Source organism: Methylorubrum sp. POS3 (genome assembly GCF_043352485.1).
Taxonomy (GTDB): Bacteria; Pseudomonadota; Alphaproteobacteria; order Rhizobiales; family Beijerinckiaceae; genus Methylobacterium; species Methylobacterium suomiense.
Genome location: NZ_JAPRBT010000001.1, coordinates 4,582,796 through 4,598,079, shown reverse-complemented (window position 1 = coordinate 4,598,079; position 15,284 = coordinate 4,582,796). Strand labels below are relative to the sequence as shown.

At 65.7% G+C, this 15,284-nt stretch carries 7 protein-coding genes; 6 read left to right on the top strand and 1 reads right to left on the bottom strand.

Features of this window, described 5'->3' with window-relative positions; genetic code table 11:
* Positions 1-69: 69 nt before the first annotated feature.
* Positions 70-1,023, bottom strand: coding sequence for a hypothetical protein (locus tag OWC43_RS21320; protein WP_393958216.1), 954 nt, complete (start codon positions 1,021-1,023; stop codon positions 70-72).
* Positions 1,024-2,686: 1,663 nt separating this feature from the next.
* On the opposite strand from OWC43_RS21320, the gene OWC43_RS21315 reads away from it, so the two are divergent.
* From OWC43_RS21315 to OWC43_RS21290, 6 genes are all read left to right on the top strand, one after another.
* On the top strand, positions 2,687-4,399 hold the full coding sequence (locus tag OWC43_RS21315) for a hypothetical protein (RefSeq protein WP_393958215.1): 1,713 nt from the start codon (positions 2,687-2,689) through the stop codon (positions 4,397-4,399).
* Between the two features lie 2 nt (positions 4,400-4,401).
* On the top strand, positions 4,402-4,866 hold the full coding sequence (locus OWC43_RS21310) for a DUF4011 domain-containing protein (RefSeq protein WP_393958214.1): 465 nt from the start codon (positions 4,402-4,404) through the stop codon (positions 4,864-4,866).
* A 198-nt stretch (positions 4,867-5,064) separates the two neighbouring features.
* Positions 5,065-6,942: an AAA family ATPase gene (locus tag OWC43_RS21305; RefSeq protein WP_393958213.1), complete on the top strand. Its 1,878-nt coding sequence runs from the start codon at positions 5,065-5,067 to the stop codon at positions 6,940-6,942.
* Positions 6,942-7,583 carry a 4Fe-4S single cluster domain-containing protein gene (locus OWC43_RS21300; protein WP_393958212.1) on the top strand — a complete coding sequence of 214 codons (642 nt, stop codon included), beginning with the start codon at positions 6,942-6,944 and terminating at the stop codon, positions 7,581-7,583. The genes OWC43_RS21305 and OWC43_RS21300 overlap by 1 nt, the downstream gene beginning before the upstream one ends.
* A complete protein-coding gene (locus OWC43_RS21295; RefSeq protein WP_393958211.1) occupies positions 7,580-13,867 on the top strand; it encodes an AAA domain-containing protein in 6,288 nt (2,095 codons plus the stop codon). The genes OWC43_RS21300 and OWC43_RS21295 overlap by 4 nt, the downstream gene beginning before the upstream one ends.
* A complete protein-coding gene (locus tag OWC43_RS21290; protein WP_393958210.1) occupies positions 13,864-15,240 on the top strand; it encodes a hypothetical protein in 1,377 nt (458 codons plus the stop codon). The genes OWC43_RS21295 and OWC43_RS21290 overlap by 4 nt, the downstream gene beginning before the upstream one ends.
* The last annotated feature ends 44 nt before the right edge of the window (positions 15,241-15,284 follow it).

Genomic DNA, 15,284 nt, shown 5'->3' with positions numbered 1-15,284 from the left:
GACGAGGTGACTGAAGGGAGTGGATCCGGCCGCCTTGGTGCGGCCAGCCGGATCGGCAGTGGGACGGCGTCAGTCGAACAAAGGTCCCTGACGGGCGTGTCTCGGATCGGCGGGAGCGTCGGACGCCGATGCAGGCGTGGAGGCGGCCGGATCAGGACCGATCGTGCGGACGATCGCCGCGAGGCGGGCGTAGCCCCCGGTGCGGAGTTCGCCGCGCAGGATCTCGGTGAGATCGGCGACCAGTGCCTCGGCGGTGTCGCAGGCGCGGAAGGCCACGCCGTCGAGCAGCGTCGGCGCGCCGGCCCGGCGGAACAGCACCGGTACCGGTAGCACGGCGATGCGGCGCATCAGGCCCTCGTCCGAGAGCGCGCGGTGGGCGAAGCCGGGGCCCGGCTCGATCACGACCGCGTCGAGGGTGCCCCAATCGAACTGGTCGTAGGCCGCCCCGAAGGCCTCGTGCAGCGCAGCGACCGAGCCCGGCTCCTCGTAAGGAACGGGCAGCCGGATCAGCTCGAGCAGGCCCTGGTCGTACCAGCGAGCGAGCGTCGCCCCGAGCGGGTGGGGCGCGCCGTCATCCGGCTCGATCAGCACGACCCGCCTGAGCTTCTGCGGGACTGGAAAGCCGCGTTGGCGGTCCCACAGTCCATCCGCTTCCAGTGCCGCCCGCGCTGTCTGATCCTGCTCGCGCCAAGCCTGGAGGAAGGCGCCGCGCTCGAGCCCGAGCACCTGCCCGGTCAGGCCGAGCAGCGGATCGACCACGAGGGTGAGCAGCAGGGTGTGCTCGCCCACGAGGTGGTCTGGGTCGAGCAGGACGCCCGAGGCCGCCTCGATCTGGCGCAGGAAGGGGCCGGAGAGGACGGCGCTGAGCCGGCCTGGGCGATGCGGATCGAGCGGCTCGAGCGCGAGTAGCAGCCCGTCCCGGTGTCGGCGCGATTGCCGGACCTGGGCGCGGACCCACAGGCCGGTCGGGACAAGCGCGCAGGCGGGCTCGTTCGCGCCGAAGGGCGCGTCCTGATCTGTCATGGTTTGGGGACTTTCGTGATGCGGGGTCAGAGGATCGAAGGAGCCTCGCCGACCTCGGGCGGACGCTGTGCGAGCGCCGCCCTCCGTCATCCCGTCGTCAGGTCATTTCGGGGTTTCGAGCGAAGGTGCCTTCGCCAGACTTTCCCATTGCCGTTTTTGTCCTTGCTCGTTCCAATCTCCTAGCGAGTGCCACCCGCCCATCGTCCAACCTAAGATAATCGCGCGTCACCATCTACAGGCCGCCAGTGATCAAGTCGGCACGATCCAGCGCTACAGCTCCTGGGCTGTTGGCACGAACGGCAGGTCCCACCACGGTTGACCGGGAGCGGTCGGGTGGCATCAGGTTCGGGGCTGTCCCGCCGTCCCTAAGCAGGATCCGAAGCGGCAGCTTGATCCGGCGACCCTGCAAGGAAGAGCGAGCGAAGGCTTGCGCGACCTATCCCGTTGCCAGTGGACCCAAGCAGGGTCTCACGAACTCCCATGCGCAGGCATGGCGAGGGGCAGGACGATCCGAAACGGGGACGCCCGTTTGATCGACCAGGGAAGGCAGGGATAGGGACCGGAATCGGCTCGAAGGAGCCGTCAGTTTGTGAGCGCCCGTCAGGGTGCTAACAAACTGAGGAATTGAGCCATCGAGCTTGCGAGACCTGGATCGTCGGATCCAGGGTCCTTCTGGGTCTCTTCTGGGATCGTCCTTCTGGGTAGCTCCCGGCCCGTCCAGACCCTGGTTTGGGGGCCGGAAATGCCCGTCGGGTCGCCTCGATCGGGCAGTCCGAAGGGTCGGATTGGGGGCCTGAGGCACCGATTCCGACCTCGAGGGCCTCCAACGCCGGCCTTGGTCGTGTGTGGAGGTCGAGATCGGTCCTTTCGAGCATGTTCGCCCGCGGGGTGAGCGCGAATATTCGGGACCTCAAGCCGCCTTGCCGGGTCTCGGGCATGACGGGTTCGGATCAGAGGTGAGCCGCCTCAATCGCGACACGGGAGCGTGGCCATCGGAGTACCGCGATGAGGCCAATTTCCGGCGCGGCACGACGACGGATCTACCTACTCCAGGGGTTTGGATCCGTGCTCACACGGGGGCCCTATACACCGAGGCGGGATTTTCGTTTTAGCGAACGATATGAGCGGTATAGGCTGGATGCCAATTACCGTCGGTGAAAACATGCGCTGCGCGCCAGACTCTATGATGCCAAATATGCGAGACGTATATGGCGCACACAGGCGCACAGCGATGGTGCCAATTACCAACAGCCGATTTAGGCCTGATGGGTGATGGGTGGGCTGCCAAATAGGGGTTATGGCTTTTGGCGCAGACCGTGGGATGCAAGGCGGGATGTCATGGAATTGGCAGCCCCTGGTGGCCCACCGGCGGGGTGGGGCTACCAATATTGTCAGGATCGAATAGGCCACAGGCGATAGGGTGTTGCGGTGATCCGCCCCCCGCCAAGGGAGGCGATGCGCCGGACCTGGAGGAGCTGCGGGCGGTCCCTCATCCGGGGGTTGGGCTGCCAAATCCCGCCGCGAATATGCGCGGTCCGGGGCCTGCCGGGGCCTCTCCGGAGGGTGGCGGCTGGCTGCCATTTCGCGGTCGGCGAAAATTGACAGGCTTTCACCCGGACCCGTAGAATCTTGGCCGTAGGTCGAAGTGGGTTCGGAGTTGGCGATGCCGGCGGCGAGAGCGCGGGGGCACCGGGAGCGGTACCGCTATCATCACGGATGCGAGCGTCCGAAGGCGGCGCTGGCCCGGATCGATCGCGTGATCCTGTCCGAGGCGGACGAGCGCAAGCGGATCGCGGCGGAGCTTGAGGAGGCTCAGCGCCTCGCTCAGGAGGCTTTGGCGCGTCTGGAAGCGCGGACGCGCGAGGCGGCCGTCAGCAAGGCGCGCCTGGAGTTCATGCTCGATGACCGGGGTCACTACGTCGGGGATCGCCTTCCCGAGATGCTGAAGCGCTATCCGATGCCGCTGGAGGATCTTGCCAACGTTCCGGGTAAGCGGGGTCGGGGTCGGCCGCGCAAGGACGGCTCTCCGGCGCAGCCGCGCTCGGATGCGGAGCGTGCGGCGTCCGGCGAGCGCCGGTCTTCTGGCAAGCGGGCTGCCAATAAGCGCGGCCGCAGCGCAGCGTCCCGGCAGCGCGTGCCCTCGTCCGTCGCACCCGAGGCGACGTCGTCCGAGGCGATCGCGGGCGCGGCTTCTGAGGCGGTGGAGACTGGCCTGTCGGTCGTCAGCGCCGGGGATTCCGTCGCGGTCGCGCCGGCGAGCGAGATCGTGGTTCCCCTGGTGCCGGAGCCGGAGGTGGAGGTGCCTGCGGAGGCGGTGGTGGAACCGCCGCTCGCCGCGCCTGTCATCCTGCCCGCGCTGACGCGGGAGGTGGCCGACATCCTGGGCGACGTCGATCGGCCGGAGGAGGATGAGGTCGGCCTGACGGAGGTCGGCATGGTCACCGACAAGGTGCTCGACATCTTCTCCCCGGAGGTTCTGGCCGCGCGGGCGAAGCGGCGCGATCCCCGGCGGCTTCCGGCGGGCTACGATCCGACCTGGGCGGATGGCTGGGTCAAGGATCCGAACGTGCCGGTGCCGGAGATGCTGGCGGAGTTCATCACCTTCGGGACGGAGATCGACAAGCGTCCGGAGGACCTGACCGACGAGGAGGCGCGTCTGCTCGCGGGTCCGGCGATGTTCCCGAAGCCGGAGGGTTTCGACCCGTCGCAGTACCGGGATCGTCCGCCGCCGCGGTTCTTCACGCGGGAGCGGGATATGCCGGAGGACAGCTGGCGGGGCGAGGTGCGTCGGGCGGGCGGCTCGATGCAGCAGCTCGTCGCGAAGAACCGGATGTACATCGACCTCTTGGTCCGCGATCCCGAGCGTGTGCGGCGGCGGATGTGGCCGTATGCGGTGGCGCGTCGGAATCTGATCAAGAGCCTGATGGACGGGCTCGCGGTGGGTGAACTGAGCTTCGAGCCGGTCTCGATGGCGCAGTCCGACCTTGATCGCAGCGTCCGGTGGATCGTGTTTTGCGACGCGGATCACAACTGGCTTCTGGGGATGGCCAACGCGGATCTGGAGTTCTACCGGACCCGGATCCTGGACAAGCTGCCCTGGCCGGCGGGTCTATCGCGTCTGGAACTGCTGGAGCGGTTCGGGCAGGGTGGCGACCTGACGGGGCCTGTGAACCTGTCTTCTCAGGGTCGTCCACCGGAGTGGCTGCTCTCCGACGCACAGTGGGAGAATGTGCAGTCGCCGGAGCCGACCTTGAAGGACGGCACGGTTCTGCCGCTCCCCGAGATCGGGATCGAGATGGGTGACGACTTCGGCACCACGGACGACATGGCCGTGATCACCCGTGATCCGGACATCGATCCGAACGCGTGGGAGTGATCGTGGCGCGCTCCCTTGAGGAGCTGGCTGCGCCGCTGCGGGATGTGAGCCGGTGGAACCGGCTTCTCAACCTGCCGTCGGATCGGCGAAGCGGATATCTCAGCTTCGCCGCTCCGGCCCGCGCGGTTCGGGACGCCTTGTCCCGGGGCGGGAGGGTCGTCTTCAGCGAGGCTGTCCTGGCGCTGCGCGACGACTGGTCGAGCGCGGAGCCGGTGCCTCTGGGGGCCGACGAGGCGGGGAGGCGCATGGAGCGCCTTGTGGCGCTGGCTGGTGACATCGACGAGGAGACAAGCGTGAGCCCGCTGATGCTCGGCCTGGGGCTGCTGCTCTGGCACGACGAAGCGGCCGAGGCGCAGAGCAATGGACCAACCGCGATCACACCCGCAGAGCGGCAACGTCGGCGTGAAGCACGATTGCGGGAGGCGTCGGACATCCCGCCGGTGGGTGTGGACCAACGGTCGGTATAAACCCTGGGTTATGTAGGACTTCTAGGATGTGCGGCGCAGACTGCTCATGTTCCCGAAGGCAACGCTGGAGACACGATGCGTTTTACCCGAAGCTTGAGAATTGCCTGATCTGTTACAACACTGGATTTGACGGTTGTTGATGCATTCAGATACCCGTGAATATATTATCGGTACCTTGGCGTAGCAGAGCCGAAGAGCGTGACGAATCCGGTCTTAATTGTGCAAGTAGCAGAAAAGCCACGCTGGTTGCGTGACTTGCGGCGCTTTCTACCACTGAAGCCACAGTTCGTCGTATCCGGCAATGTACGGGATCATCAGCTGTTGGAAGTGACGCCGGGGGCGCCTGTCCCTGTCTCGCTCGCGGCGGCGCTACAGAGCGAACTGCGGGAAGCGGGCTTCGCCGTTGTGCTCTACTTCGACCCCGTAAACGGCTTTCGCCCTCTGCTGGCGCCGGGAGAGGAGCTCCAAACTGCCTTGAGCGCGATGGCGGCGCTGGGCCTGCAGCCGGATGCGCAGGGACATGCGCCCGCCGGGATCGAACTGCTCGCGACGACACTTGCGCGGATCGCGGCGAGATCCGGTGAGCCGATCGCTCTGCTGATCGACTTCGCGTCGAGACTGATCATTCGCAACGACGCCCTGAGTGCCGCAGAGCATCAAGCCTTCATGCAGGCGCTCGTCGTCTCCCACGTCACGCGCTCCCGGCCGATTGGAACGCCGCCGCGCCCATTTTTTAACTCCATTGTCTGGGTCGTCGAAAAGGAAGGCGATCTGCCGGATTGGTTTTTGATCGACAATCCCCGGATCAGGCACATCCCGGTCGGCAAACCCGACAATCTCGCACGCAGTGTTCTTGCGCGGGTCCTGCTGAGAAGCCTCGCTGGCCATGCCGATGCGCGCACGGACGAGAGGGAGTCCGCCGTAGGTGCCTTCGTCGATGGCACGGACGGAATGCTGCTGGTCGACATGTCAGCCATCGCGCAACTCGCCCGAAGCGAGGGCATTGGTCTTGCAGCGATCGGCGACGCTGTTCGGCGTTACAAGGTAGGTGTGAGCGATGATCCCTGGCGGCGGATCGATCGCACGAAGGTTCGAAACGGCACGGCGACGCTTCAAGCGCGCGTCAAAGGCCAGGACCATGCCGTCACGCACATGCTCGATATCGTCAAACGCGCGGTCACTGGAGTGGGAGCGCCCCGGCGCGGTAGCCGCCCTCGCGGCGTAGCCTTCCTCGCTGGCCCGACCGGTGTAGGCAAGACTGAACTAGCGAAGGCGCTCACGAGCCTGCTTTTCGGCGACGAGACGGCGTATATCCGCTTCGACATGTCCGAGTTCTCAGCAGAGCACTCCGATCAGCGCCTCATTGGGGCGCCACCGGGTTATGTCGGCTACGACGTTGGTGGCGAACTCACGAACGCGATCCGCGAAAGACCGTTCTCGGTTGTGCTTTTCGATGAAATCGAGAAGGCGCATCCGCGTATCCTCGACAAGTTCTTGCAGGTGCTGGACGACGGGGTGCTCACCAGCGGCCGCGGCGATCGGGTCTATTTCTCCGAGGCGTTCATCATCTTTACGTCGAACCTTGGCATCTATCGCCTGGAAGCCGATGGATCTCGTGTGGCAAACGTCACGGCCGAGGACACCTTCTTCGACGTTCAGTCGAAGGTGCGTGCGGAGATCGACCGGCATTTCAAGCTCGTTCTAAATCGCCCCGAGATCCTGAACAGGATCGGCGACAATGTTTTGGTCTTCGACTTCATCAGACCCGAAATCGCCGAATTGATTTTCGAAGGTCAAGTCGATGATGTGCTTCGCGGAATCGCTTCGGATCAGGGCATCGCTGTCACCATCACCGACGATGCCCGCTCTGCCCTGAGGCAGGCTTGCCTCTCCGATCTGTCCAATGGTGGTCGTGGCATTCGCAACAAGGTCGAAAGCGGGTTGATTAGCCCGCTTGCCCGGGCGCTGTTCGATCGCGATGCCGCCCCTGGAGACGCCTTCAGCGTCACCGCGCTTCATGTGCACCCCGAGGGCGGGACGGTCATTGAGCTCACCCGATCCGAGGTGCCGAGCTGATGACTGCCGTGGCGCTCTCCCGCATCCATTTTCCCGTAACGACGCTCGGCCCCGGTCAGCGAGTCGGCGTCTGGTTTCAGGGATGCTCGATCCGGTGCCCTGGCTGCGTGTCGATGGATACCTGGGCGGTCGGCAAGGGTATGACGACGGTTGCTGAGGTGCTGGATGCGCTCGCACCAGCTGTGTCGTTGGCCGATGGTCTAACGGTATCGGGCGGCGAACCGTTCGAGCAGCCCGAAGCGCTCACCACGCTCCTGCGCGGCTGGCACCGGCTCGGCGGCGGGAATGTCCTCGTCTATTCCGGGCGCGCCTTCGAGGACTTGAAGTCCGAGCTATCCAAACTCGGCGGCCTGATCGATGCCATCATTGCGGACCCGTTCGTGCGCGATGCCCCACAAACGCTCGCGCTTCGTGGCAGCGACAACCAACGTCTCGTGCCACTCACCGCGCGGGGCGTGGAGCTCTTCTCGTCCTATGAGGCCCCCTTGCCTGTCGGAGCGCGCGCGCTCGACGTGCTCTTCGACGATGACACCGGCGACGCGTTCCTGGTCGGCATTCCGCGACCGGGCGATATGGTGAAGCTTGCTGCGGCGCTGAAAGCCGCCGGTCATTCGGCGGCGACAACAGAGGACGTGCGGTGACCGATACGACCAGCGACCTTCCGGTGATCGTCCGCGTCTGCCCCTCTTGTCGCAGTGAGCGCCCTCCGTCGGAAATGACCTGCGGGAATTGCGACTACTACATCGGCGATGAAGAATTGCGCGCCGTTGGCAGTTCTCAGCAGCCTACGCCCATCGTCGCTCCCCCGCCCTCGGAACCGCGACCTGCCGAGCCGACGCCTCGCTGCGTCAACGGTCACCCGGTGGAGCCCGGGGACCAAATGTGCATGGTCTGCGGCGGCGAGATCGCGGAGAGCCATCCTGTCGATCCAGAACCTGCTCCGGAGCCTGATCGGCCCGCTGAGGAAGGAGACGCCCCCGCCTTCGAGGGTTTTCGAGATATCCGTCGAGCGGCGGCGGGGACCGCAACAGGTCCCTGGGATGTCTACGACGCCGTGCGGGAAGCCGATGGCCGTCCGGTCCGGATCGTCCACTACCACGCGGGGAGCGAGCCCGACCCTGCCGTACACGAGGCCCTGCGGCGCCTGCCCACCGACCACGTCCCGGAGCTTCTCGCGACAGGACGCATCGCCGGGCGTACCTTCGAGGCGGTCGAGCCCATGCCCAACGGCTCGCTCGCCGCCGCGGGATGGTTGGAGCCGGAAAGGCTGCGCACCGCAATCGATGAGCTTGGTCGGGCCCTGCAATCTTTCAGCGAAGCAGGCTTACGGCATCGCGACCTGCGGCCGGCGACCGTGCTTATCCGCGATCCCGAAAGCTTCGATCTCGTCGTCACGGGATGGGGCTCGGCACGGCTGTCGGACTTCGATCTGGAACAGGTCGCGCCGCTCGAATTGTCCCGCTACTCCGCCCCCGAGGCCATTGTTGGCGCGGTGAGCGCTGCGTCGGATTGGTGGTCGCTGGGGATGATCGTCCTGGAGCAGGCAACGCGTGGGGCGTGCTTCGCCGGGACCGAAGACCTCGCTTTCCGACTGCATGTCGTCACGCGCGGTATTTCATTGCCCGACACAATCGACGGTGAGATCAGGACGCTCCTTCGTGGATTGCTCGTCCGCGACCCGAACCGACGCTGGGGAGGCCGGGAGGTCAGCGCGTGGCTCAACGGGGCACCGCCTCCACTGCCCTTACCGGGCCAACCCGAACCCGACGAGCGAGCAGGGCCCGCTATTCGTTTTGCGGGTCGGAGTTTCACCGACCCGGCGACGTTCGCGCTCGCGGCGGCCGAAGCCGGCCATTGGGACGAAGCGGCGACGCTGACGGCCAATGGGACCACGGCGACGTGGCTGGCAGAGCGCAAGGAGGATGCGCGCATCCTCTCGCTGATTAGGAGTGCTTCGACGGCCGACGGCCTCGACGCGGATCTTCGGCACGCGATCGCCATGATGGCCATGAATCCGGCGCTGCCGTTGTCGGTCCGGGGCGAGATCGTCACCCCCGCCTGGCTGATGGCGCATCCAGAGCAGGGCTATGCCCTGGTGACCGGCGATGCGCCAAGACACCTAGAACGGCTCGGGCGCGAGGCATGGCTACCACGCCTCAAGGCCCGTGCGACCGCCGTCCGGGAGCGCGCTCAACGTCTCGAGGTCGAACTCGACGAAGATCGGGCTCGCGTCGCGCTGCTTGCAACATCGCGGGCCAATCTGGACGCCGAGCGTGAGGCGAGACGCGTCCTGTTTCCCGACACGGACCAAGCCGGCCTTGCCATGCTCGTCGAGCGGTCCCGGCTTAGCGACGAGGACGTGATCATCCTGATCAGCGCGGCTCTCCATCAGTTCGTGCCGATGGAGGCGCTGGTCGAAGCGACGCGAACGGCCGCTGCTTCGGCTGGCGTACCGACGGATGAGGCCGCACTGCGCACAACGCTTGCTGCCTCTCGGCGCGAGATCTTCACGGCGGTCGATGCTCGCATCGCCAATTTCGCCCGCTGCGGCAATCCCGCGATCGACGAGTGGGCCGATGCTTATCGCGTCGAACGCAGGATGCCGCTGGCGCGGGCGGCGACCCTGCTGGCGGTGTCCGAAGACCAATGGAAGGAGCCCCCGCGGCAGCAATATGTTGCCAAACTGATGGACGTCTTCGAGAAGCGGCTCTCCGCCACGGTGGGCCGTGGTCCACTCGTCCGCTTCGTGCTGGGCAAGACCACGCCCAGGCTCGACCTGATGGAACTCGGATCAGGCTCGCGCTCGGCCGAGGCGTTGCTAAACCAGATCCTGGCTCGGGGAGAAGCCGCGACGCCGATCGATCCCGACGCTCTGACAGCGGATCAAAATATCGGATACCGCCTTCGTCACCTCGTCAATTACGCCCAGACCTTCGTTCGCGATACCGGCATCGACGGACGGTATCTTGGCTTCCCGATACTGCACGCCCGCGACATGCGTCCCGGACGGGCCAACACCAAACCGCGCATCGCGCCTATTCTGCTATGGCCGGTGTCGATCGATCTGCCGAGCGGCGCGGGTCAAACGGCAAGTCTGGCCTTCGACCGTGGGCGTGAGGAGGTGCGGCTCAATCCAGCGCTCGAAGGGCTCCTCGGCAAAGAGGCCTTCGCGCAATGGCGTTCGGCAGCCGAAGACCTCTTGAAGCGGCCCGCTCTGCGGCTTGGCGAGGCAATGGATGGGTTTGGCCATCTCGCTGAACCACAGGGACACGCCCTTGCCCGCTTGCCGGGCAAGGATGCGGTGCCTGCAGTACCCATGGCGTTGTGTCCGTCGGCGGTGCTGTTCAACGCCGAGTTTGCCGGTCAATCGCTCGTCGAGGATCTCCGCCAGCTGCGCGCCCAGCCTGTAGCCGGGACGGCCCTGGATCCCGCTCTCAGGGTCTCCGGCACGCCCGCAGCTCCTCAACCGGAGCCCGTGCCAGAACGTGACCGCTTCGGCACGGCGGAAGGCGACCCATCGCAGGACGCGGCGGTTCTCGCATCGCGACTGGCGCCAGGCCTCCTCGTCGAGGGACCGCCCGGAACCGGCAAGAGCCAGACGATCGTCAACATCCTGGCCGACGTCATCGGGCGCGGTGAGACCGCTCTGGTCGTCTGCCAGAAGCAGGCGGCGCTCAAGGTGGTGCAAAAGCGGATGGACGCGGAGGGGCTCGGAGAGCGCCTTTTCATGGTCAACGATATCAACCGCGACCGCGAGGGCATCTTCCGTGCGCTGCGCGATCAGGTTGCGGCCCTCGGTGCCGGCGATGTCGAAGCGTTTGCCGCCCTGCGGAAGCAGCGGGATGCCAAGGCGGCACGCATCGAGGTCGTTGAGAAGGATCTCGACCGCGGACACGAGACCCTCCACGTCGTGGATGACGCGGCGGGCCTGACCTACCGCCAGATGTTGGGCGAGCTTCTCGCGATCGAAGAAGACGGTCTCGCGATCGATGCTCCTCAACTGCGCCGTATGCTGGCGAACGTCGGAGCCGACGCCGTGGCGCGTCTCGAAGAGGAATGTGGGCCCCACGCATCCCTATGGCTCGCGTCGGCCTACGAGGGCAGCGCCCTGGCAGCGTTGAAGCCGTTCCCGGTCGATCACGCGACGGTCACGGAATTCCAGGCGGCCCTCGCCAACTTCGGTGCGGCGGAGGAAGCCCGCGAAGCCCTGCTCGCCGACTTGCCTCCTTCCTTCGAGATCGAGGATCCCACTCCCCATCGAGCTTGGCTCGAGACTGGGGCTCGACATTTGGCGGCCATGACCGACGAACGCCGTGAGCGGCTTCGTGCGTGGTTTCCGCTTTTCAAGAGCGAGACGGGAAACGAGACGCCCGGCAACCGCATCGCCCGCGATCTCGCGGCGTTGGCCTCCGACTTGCAGAATGCAGCGCCGGCCCAAGCAGAAGGCAAGCTGTTCAAGCCGGTGGCCGCGCTCTCCGATCAGGACTTGCAGGTCCGATCTGCCGAGGCGCGAGAGGCGTCGGCTCCGGTTGGGTTCTTCGGCAGGTTGAGTCCGCGTCGGCGACGCCTCAGGAAGTCCTGCCGCGATTACTTGATCGGTCTTGAACAGGCGGGCGACGAATCCGGCCTCTCGGCTCTCGCGGCGGCGACGGCGCGGGAAGGCATAGTCAGGCCGCTGCGCAAGCGCCTCGACAGCCTGCGCTCGACCCTCGGGCTGGCGCCAGCCTCGACACCGGCACCGCTGCAGTCCTTGCTGGACGAGACAACAGCCATCGAATCGTCCCTGAGAGAAGCTGCGAAGGATTCCAAGGCGGCCTTGTCCTGCCCGCGACGCGCGGACGCCGAGCACGTGATCGAGTCCGCTTCCGGTTCGGCCCTTCATGCTCTGGCAATCGGCTACCAGTCCGCCTTCCGACGCCACGCCGCCCGCGAGGCGAGCCTCAAGGCCCTGGAGCCGTTGGCAGAGTCGTTCAGTGACGAACTGACAACACGCTGTGTCGATGCCATCCGCCGGGGCGGCTCCATGCCGCAAACGGTGCAAGCGATCATGGCGGCTCTGCCAACGCTGTCGGCCTTCCAACGCTTCCGGGCGCAGGCGGCGTCGCTCGACGCGGAAAGCCTCGCCGCGTTTTCCGCTCTGCGGTCGCACGTGGATGTGTTGAATCGCGCCCCGGCTGGAGCACTCGACGAAGTGGTGCGGGCAACCTTTCGGCGCGAGGCTTTGCTCGGTTGGAAAACCTGCATCGAGACGGAGCATCCAGAACTCTCGGTCGACATGGCCGAGACGGCGCGCAAGGTCGCCAACTTGGCGCGGCTCGACGCGGAGATGCGGGATCTGAACCGAAAGGTGCTGGCTCACGGCATCGATCCGGCTTCGATCGGCCGCCAGGCGGACTGGAATGTCGTCACGGCTCTACGGGGTCCGCGCCCGATGAGCCTTCGGGGCGCCTTCGAGAGGGGTGAAGCCCTCGGACTCATGCGCCTGCGGCCGGTTTGGCTCATGGGGCCCGATGTGGCGAGTCGCCTGCTTCCTCTGAGGCCCGGCATTTTCGACCTCGTGATTTTTGACGAGGCGTCACAAATCCCCGTCGAGCAGGCCGTGCCTGCCCTCTTCCGCGGGCGACGGGTCGTCGTCGCTGGCGACGAGAAGCAGATGCCACCGAGCGCCTTCTTCTCTGGAAGAGCGGAGGAGGAGGAGGACGACGAGATCGACGAGCAGCCCGATGAAGCGGCCACCGAGGCCGAACGCTCGGCGCTCGAAGATGCCTGGAACAAGAAAGACGTCACCGCGTGCCCGGATCTCCTGCAGCTCGCGCGAGGATGCCTGCCGGCCACCACATTGCAGATCCACTACAGATCGATCTACCGCGAGCTCATCGGCTTCTCGAACGGTGCCTTCTACGGCAACCGCCTCAGCGTTCCCGCCCGGCACCCCGACGAGGAGATCCGTCGCGGCAAGCCGATCGAGGTACTCCGGGTCGACGGCGTCTATGACGCGCAGACGAACCCGGAGGAGGCGGACCGCTTGGTCGAGCTCTTGGCTGAAGTTTGGTCAGCTCCCTTTGCGGAGAGGCCGAGCATCGGCATCGTGACCTTCAACAAGAAGCAGGCCGACCTCGTCACCGACAAGATCGAGGAGCGCGCCGGGGCGGACCCGACTTTCCTCGCCGCGCTGAAGGCCGAACGCGAACGGAATCAAGGCGGCGAAGACATGGGCTTCTTCGTCAAGAACGTCGAGAACGTCCAAGGCGACGAGCGCGATTGGATCGTCTTCAGCACCACGTTCGGCCGTGACCGCCGGGGGGCCTTCCGCCGGTTCTTCGGCGTCCTCGGCCAGACGGGTGGCGAGCGACGGCTCAACGTCGCAGTCACGCGCGCCCGGGAGAAGATCGTCGTCGTGACCTCGATGCCGTTCAGCGAAATTTCGGACTGGCACGCAGCCGGACGCGTGCCGCACAAGCCCCGCGACTTTCTTCAAGCCTATCTCGATTACGCGGCGAAGATGGCATCTGGAGACGTCGCCGCCGCGCGGGTGCTCCAAACGCGCCTCGCGCCGGGCCAGGGCAAGATCAAGATCGGCACTATCCAGCACGACGGATTGGCTCAGGCCGTCGGGCGATACATCCGCGAACTCGGCTACGAGCCGGTGCCGTCCGCGGACGAAACCGACGTCTTCGGCTTGGACTATGCGATCGTCGATCCACGGACGGGCCTTTTCGGCCTCGGAATCGAATGCGACTCTCCGCGCCACCGTCTCCTCCAAAAGGCGAGAGCCCGCGAAGTCTGGCGGCCCAAGGTGCTAGGCCGCGCAGTGCCGCGCACGCACCGCGTCTCATCGAGTGCGTGGTATAGCCGGCCGGAAGTTGAGCGAGCTCGGCTTCGGGAGGCTCTTGCGACAGCCATCGTGAGGGAGGCGGCGGAATGAGCGGTCCCAAGGTCGTCAGAGTCGTGACCCGAGAGGAATTGGAAGCGACCTGCCAGCGTTGGCTTTTACTCGTAGGCGAGGCCGCCGCCGATCTGCTCCGCAACGCAGCTCGCTTCGGACTGGCAAGCTCCGCCCTTGAGACGCAGCTGGCGACGCGACGGGCTGCCCTCGAAGCATTGCTTCGCTCGGAACAATGGGTCGATCTCCAGAAGGACGCAGCCCAAGCGATCGAACATTTCCGCTTCGAAGGCGAACGCCTGAGAAGCGAAGCGGTCGCCGCCGAAGCGGCCCAACGCTCGCGGCAGCGGCGAACGCTCGATGCGGCCCGTTCGATCGCAGCCTCTTTGGCAAAGGCCGGGCAACCGGTGCCGGTAGCCCTCACCGCTGCAATCGAGGGCGCGATGACGGCCACAGGCACTGACTTGGATGTCATGCAGCGTACCGTGGAGGCCAGCATCGCCACGCTGGTACAAGGCCAGCCGAAGACGCAATCGTCAGGGCAGAGTGAACTCGCAGCCCGGCTCAATGCCGGCGGTCCTATCCCGGCTTTCGCTCAATGGCTCGAGCAGAATGCGCGACCTGACCCTCAGGCGGAACGGCTCGACGGGTTGCTCTCGGAGTTAAGCACGTGTGCGACACTTGTCGACATCACCGATCTGACTGCACGGGCACTCTCGATTTCCGCCGAGCCTTCAGCGGACCGACGTGCCCTCCTGACGGACTCGCTCGTTCTTGAGGCTGCACGGCGCCTGCGAGACGAACGCGCCATCGAAGCTGCCACCGCTAAAGCAATGCAAGTCCGCGCTCAGTTGGCTGCCCTATCCTCCGAAAGGGGGCATGCATGCAGCGTTCAACTCGATGCTGCGATCACCGACAGAAATGTCGCGGAGCTGCGGGCGCGCATCACTGACGGGGAGACGCTGCTCGAGGAAAGGCGTCGCCAGGCCTCTGCTGTAGCGCGGCGGCGGGCTGTGCTCGGGGGGCTGGCATCGCTCGGCTACGAGGTTCGGGAGGGAATGGAAGCAGCTTGGGCGAAGGAGGGGCGCATTGTCGTACGCCGCCCCGGCACTGACGATTACGGTGTCGAACTCGCGGCTCCCGCCGATGCATCACGCATGCAGGCCCGGTTAGTCGGTTCAGACCAGCCGTCCAGTCCGCGAAATGCCATGCGCGATAAAGATCAGGAAACGATCTGGTGCGGGCAATTCGACAAGCTTCGTTCAGTCCTGGCGGATCGTGGCGGCCATGTCGAGATTGAACGTGCGCTTCCCGCAGGCGAGCAAGCCGTCAAGACGATTAGTCTTCCAAGCTCATCGCCATCGGCCGAGGCCGAAATTACAAGACTGCAAACCCGCGCTTTGCCCCGAAGCTGATGTGTATGCCGATCGCTACTTCGGCGTATCACGCCCATGCCGCG

What these genes read in the sequence shown, in the direction of transcription:
- OWC43_RS21315 (WP_393958215.1), top strand. Translation starts at nt 2,687, where the DNA reads ATGCCGGCGGCGAGAGCGCGGGGGCACCGGGAGCGGTACCGCTATCAT.
- OWC43_RS21300 (WP_393958212.1), top strand. Translation starts at nt 6,942, where the DNA reads ATGACTGCCGTGGCGCTCTCCCGCATCCATTTTCCCGTAACGACGCTC.
- OWC43_RS21290 (WP_393958210.1), top strand. Translation starts at nt 13,864, where the DNA reads ATGAGCGGTCCCAAGGTCGTCAGAGTCGTGACCCGAGAGGAATTGGAA.
- OWC43_RS21320 (WP_393958216.1), bottom strand. Translation starts at nt 1,023, where the DNA reads ATGACAGATCAGGACGCGCCCTTCGGCGCGAACGAGCCCGCCTGCGCG.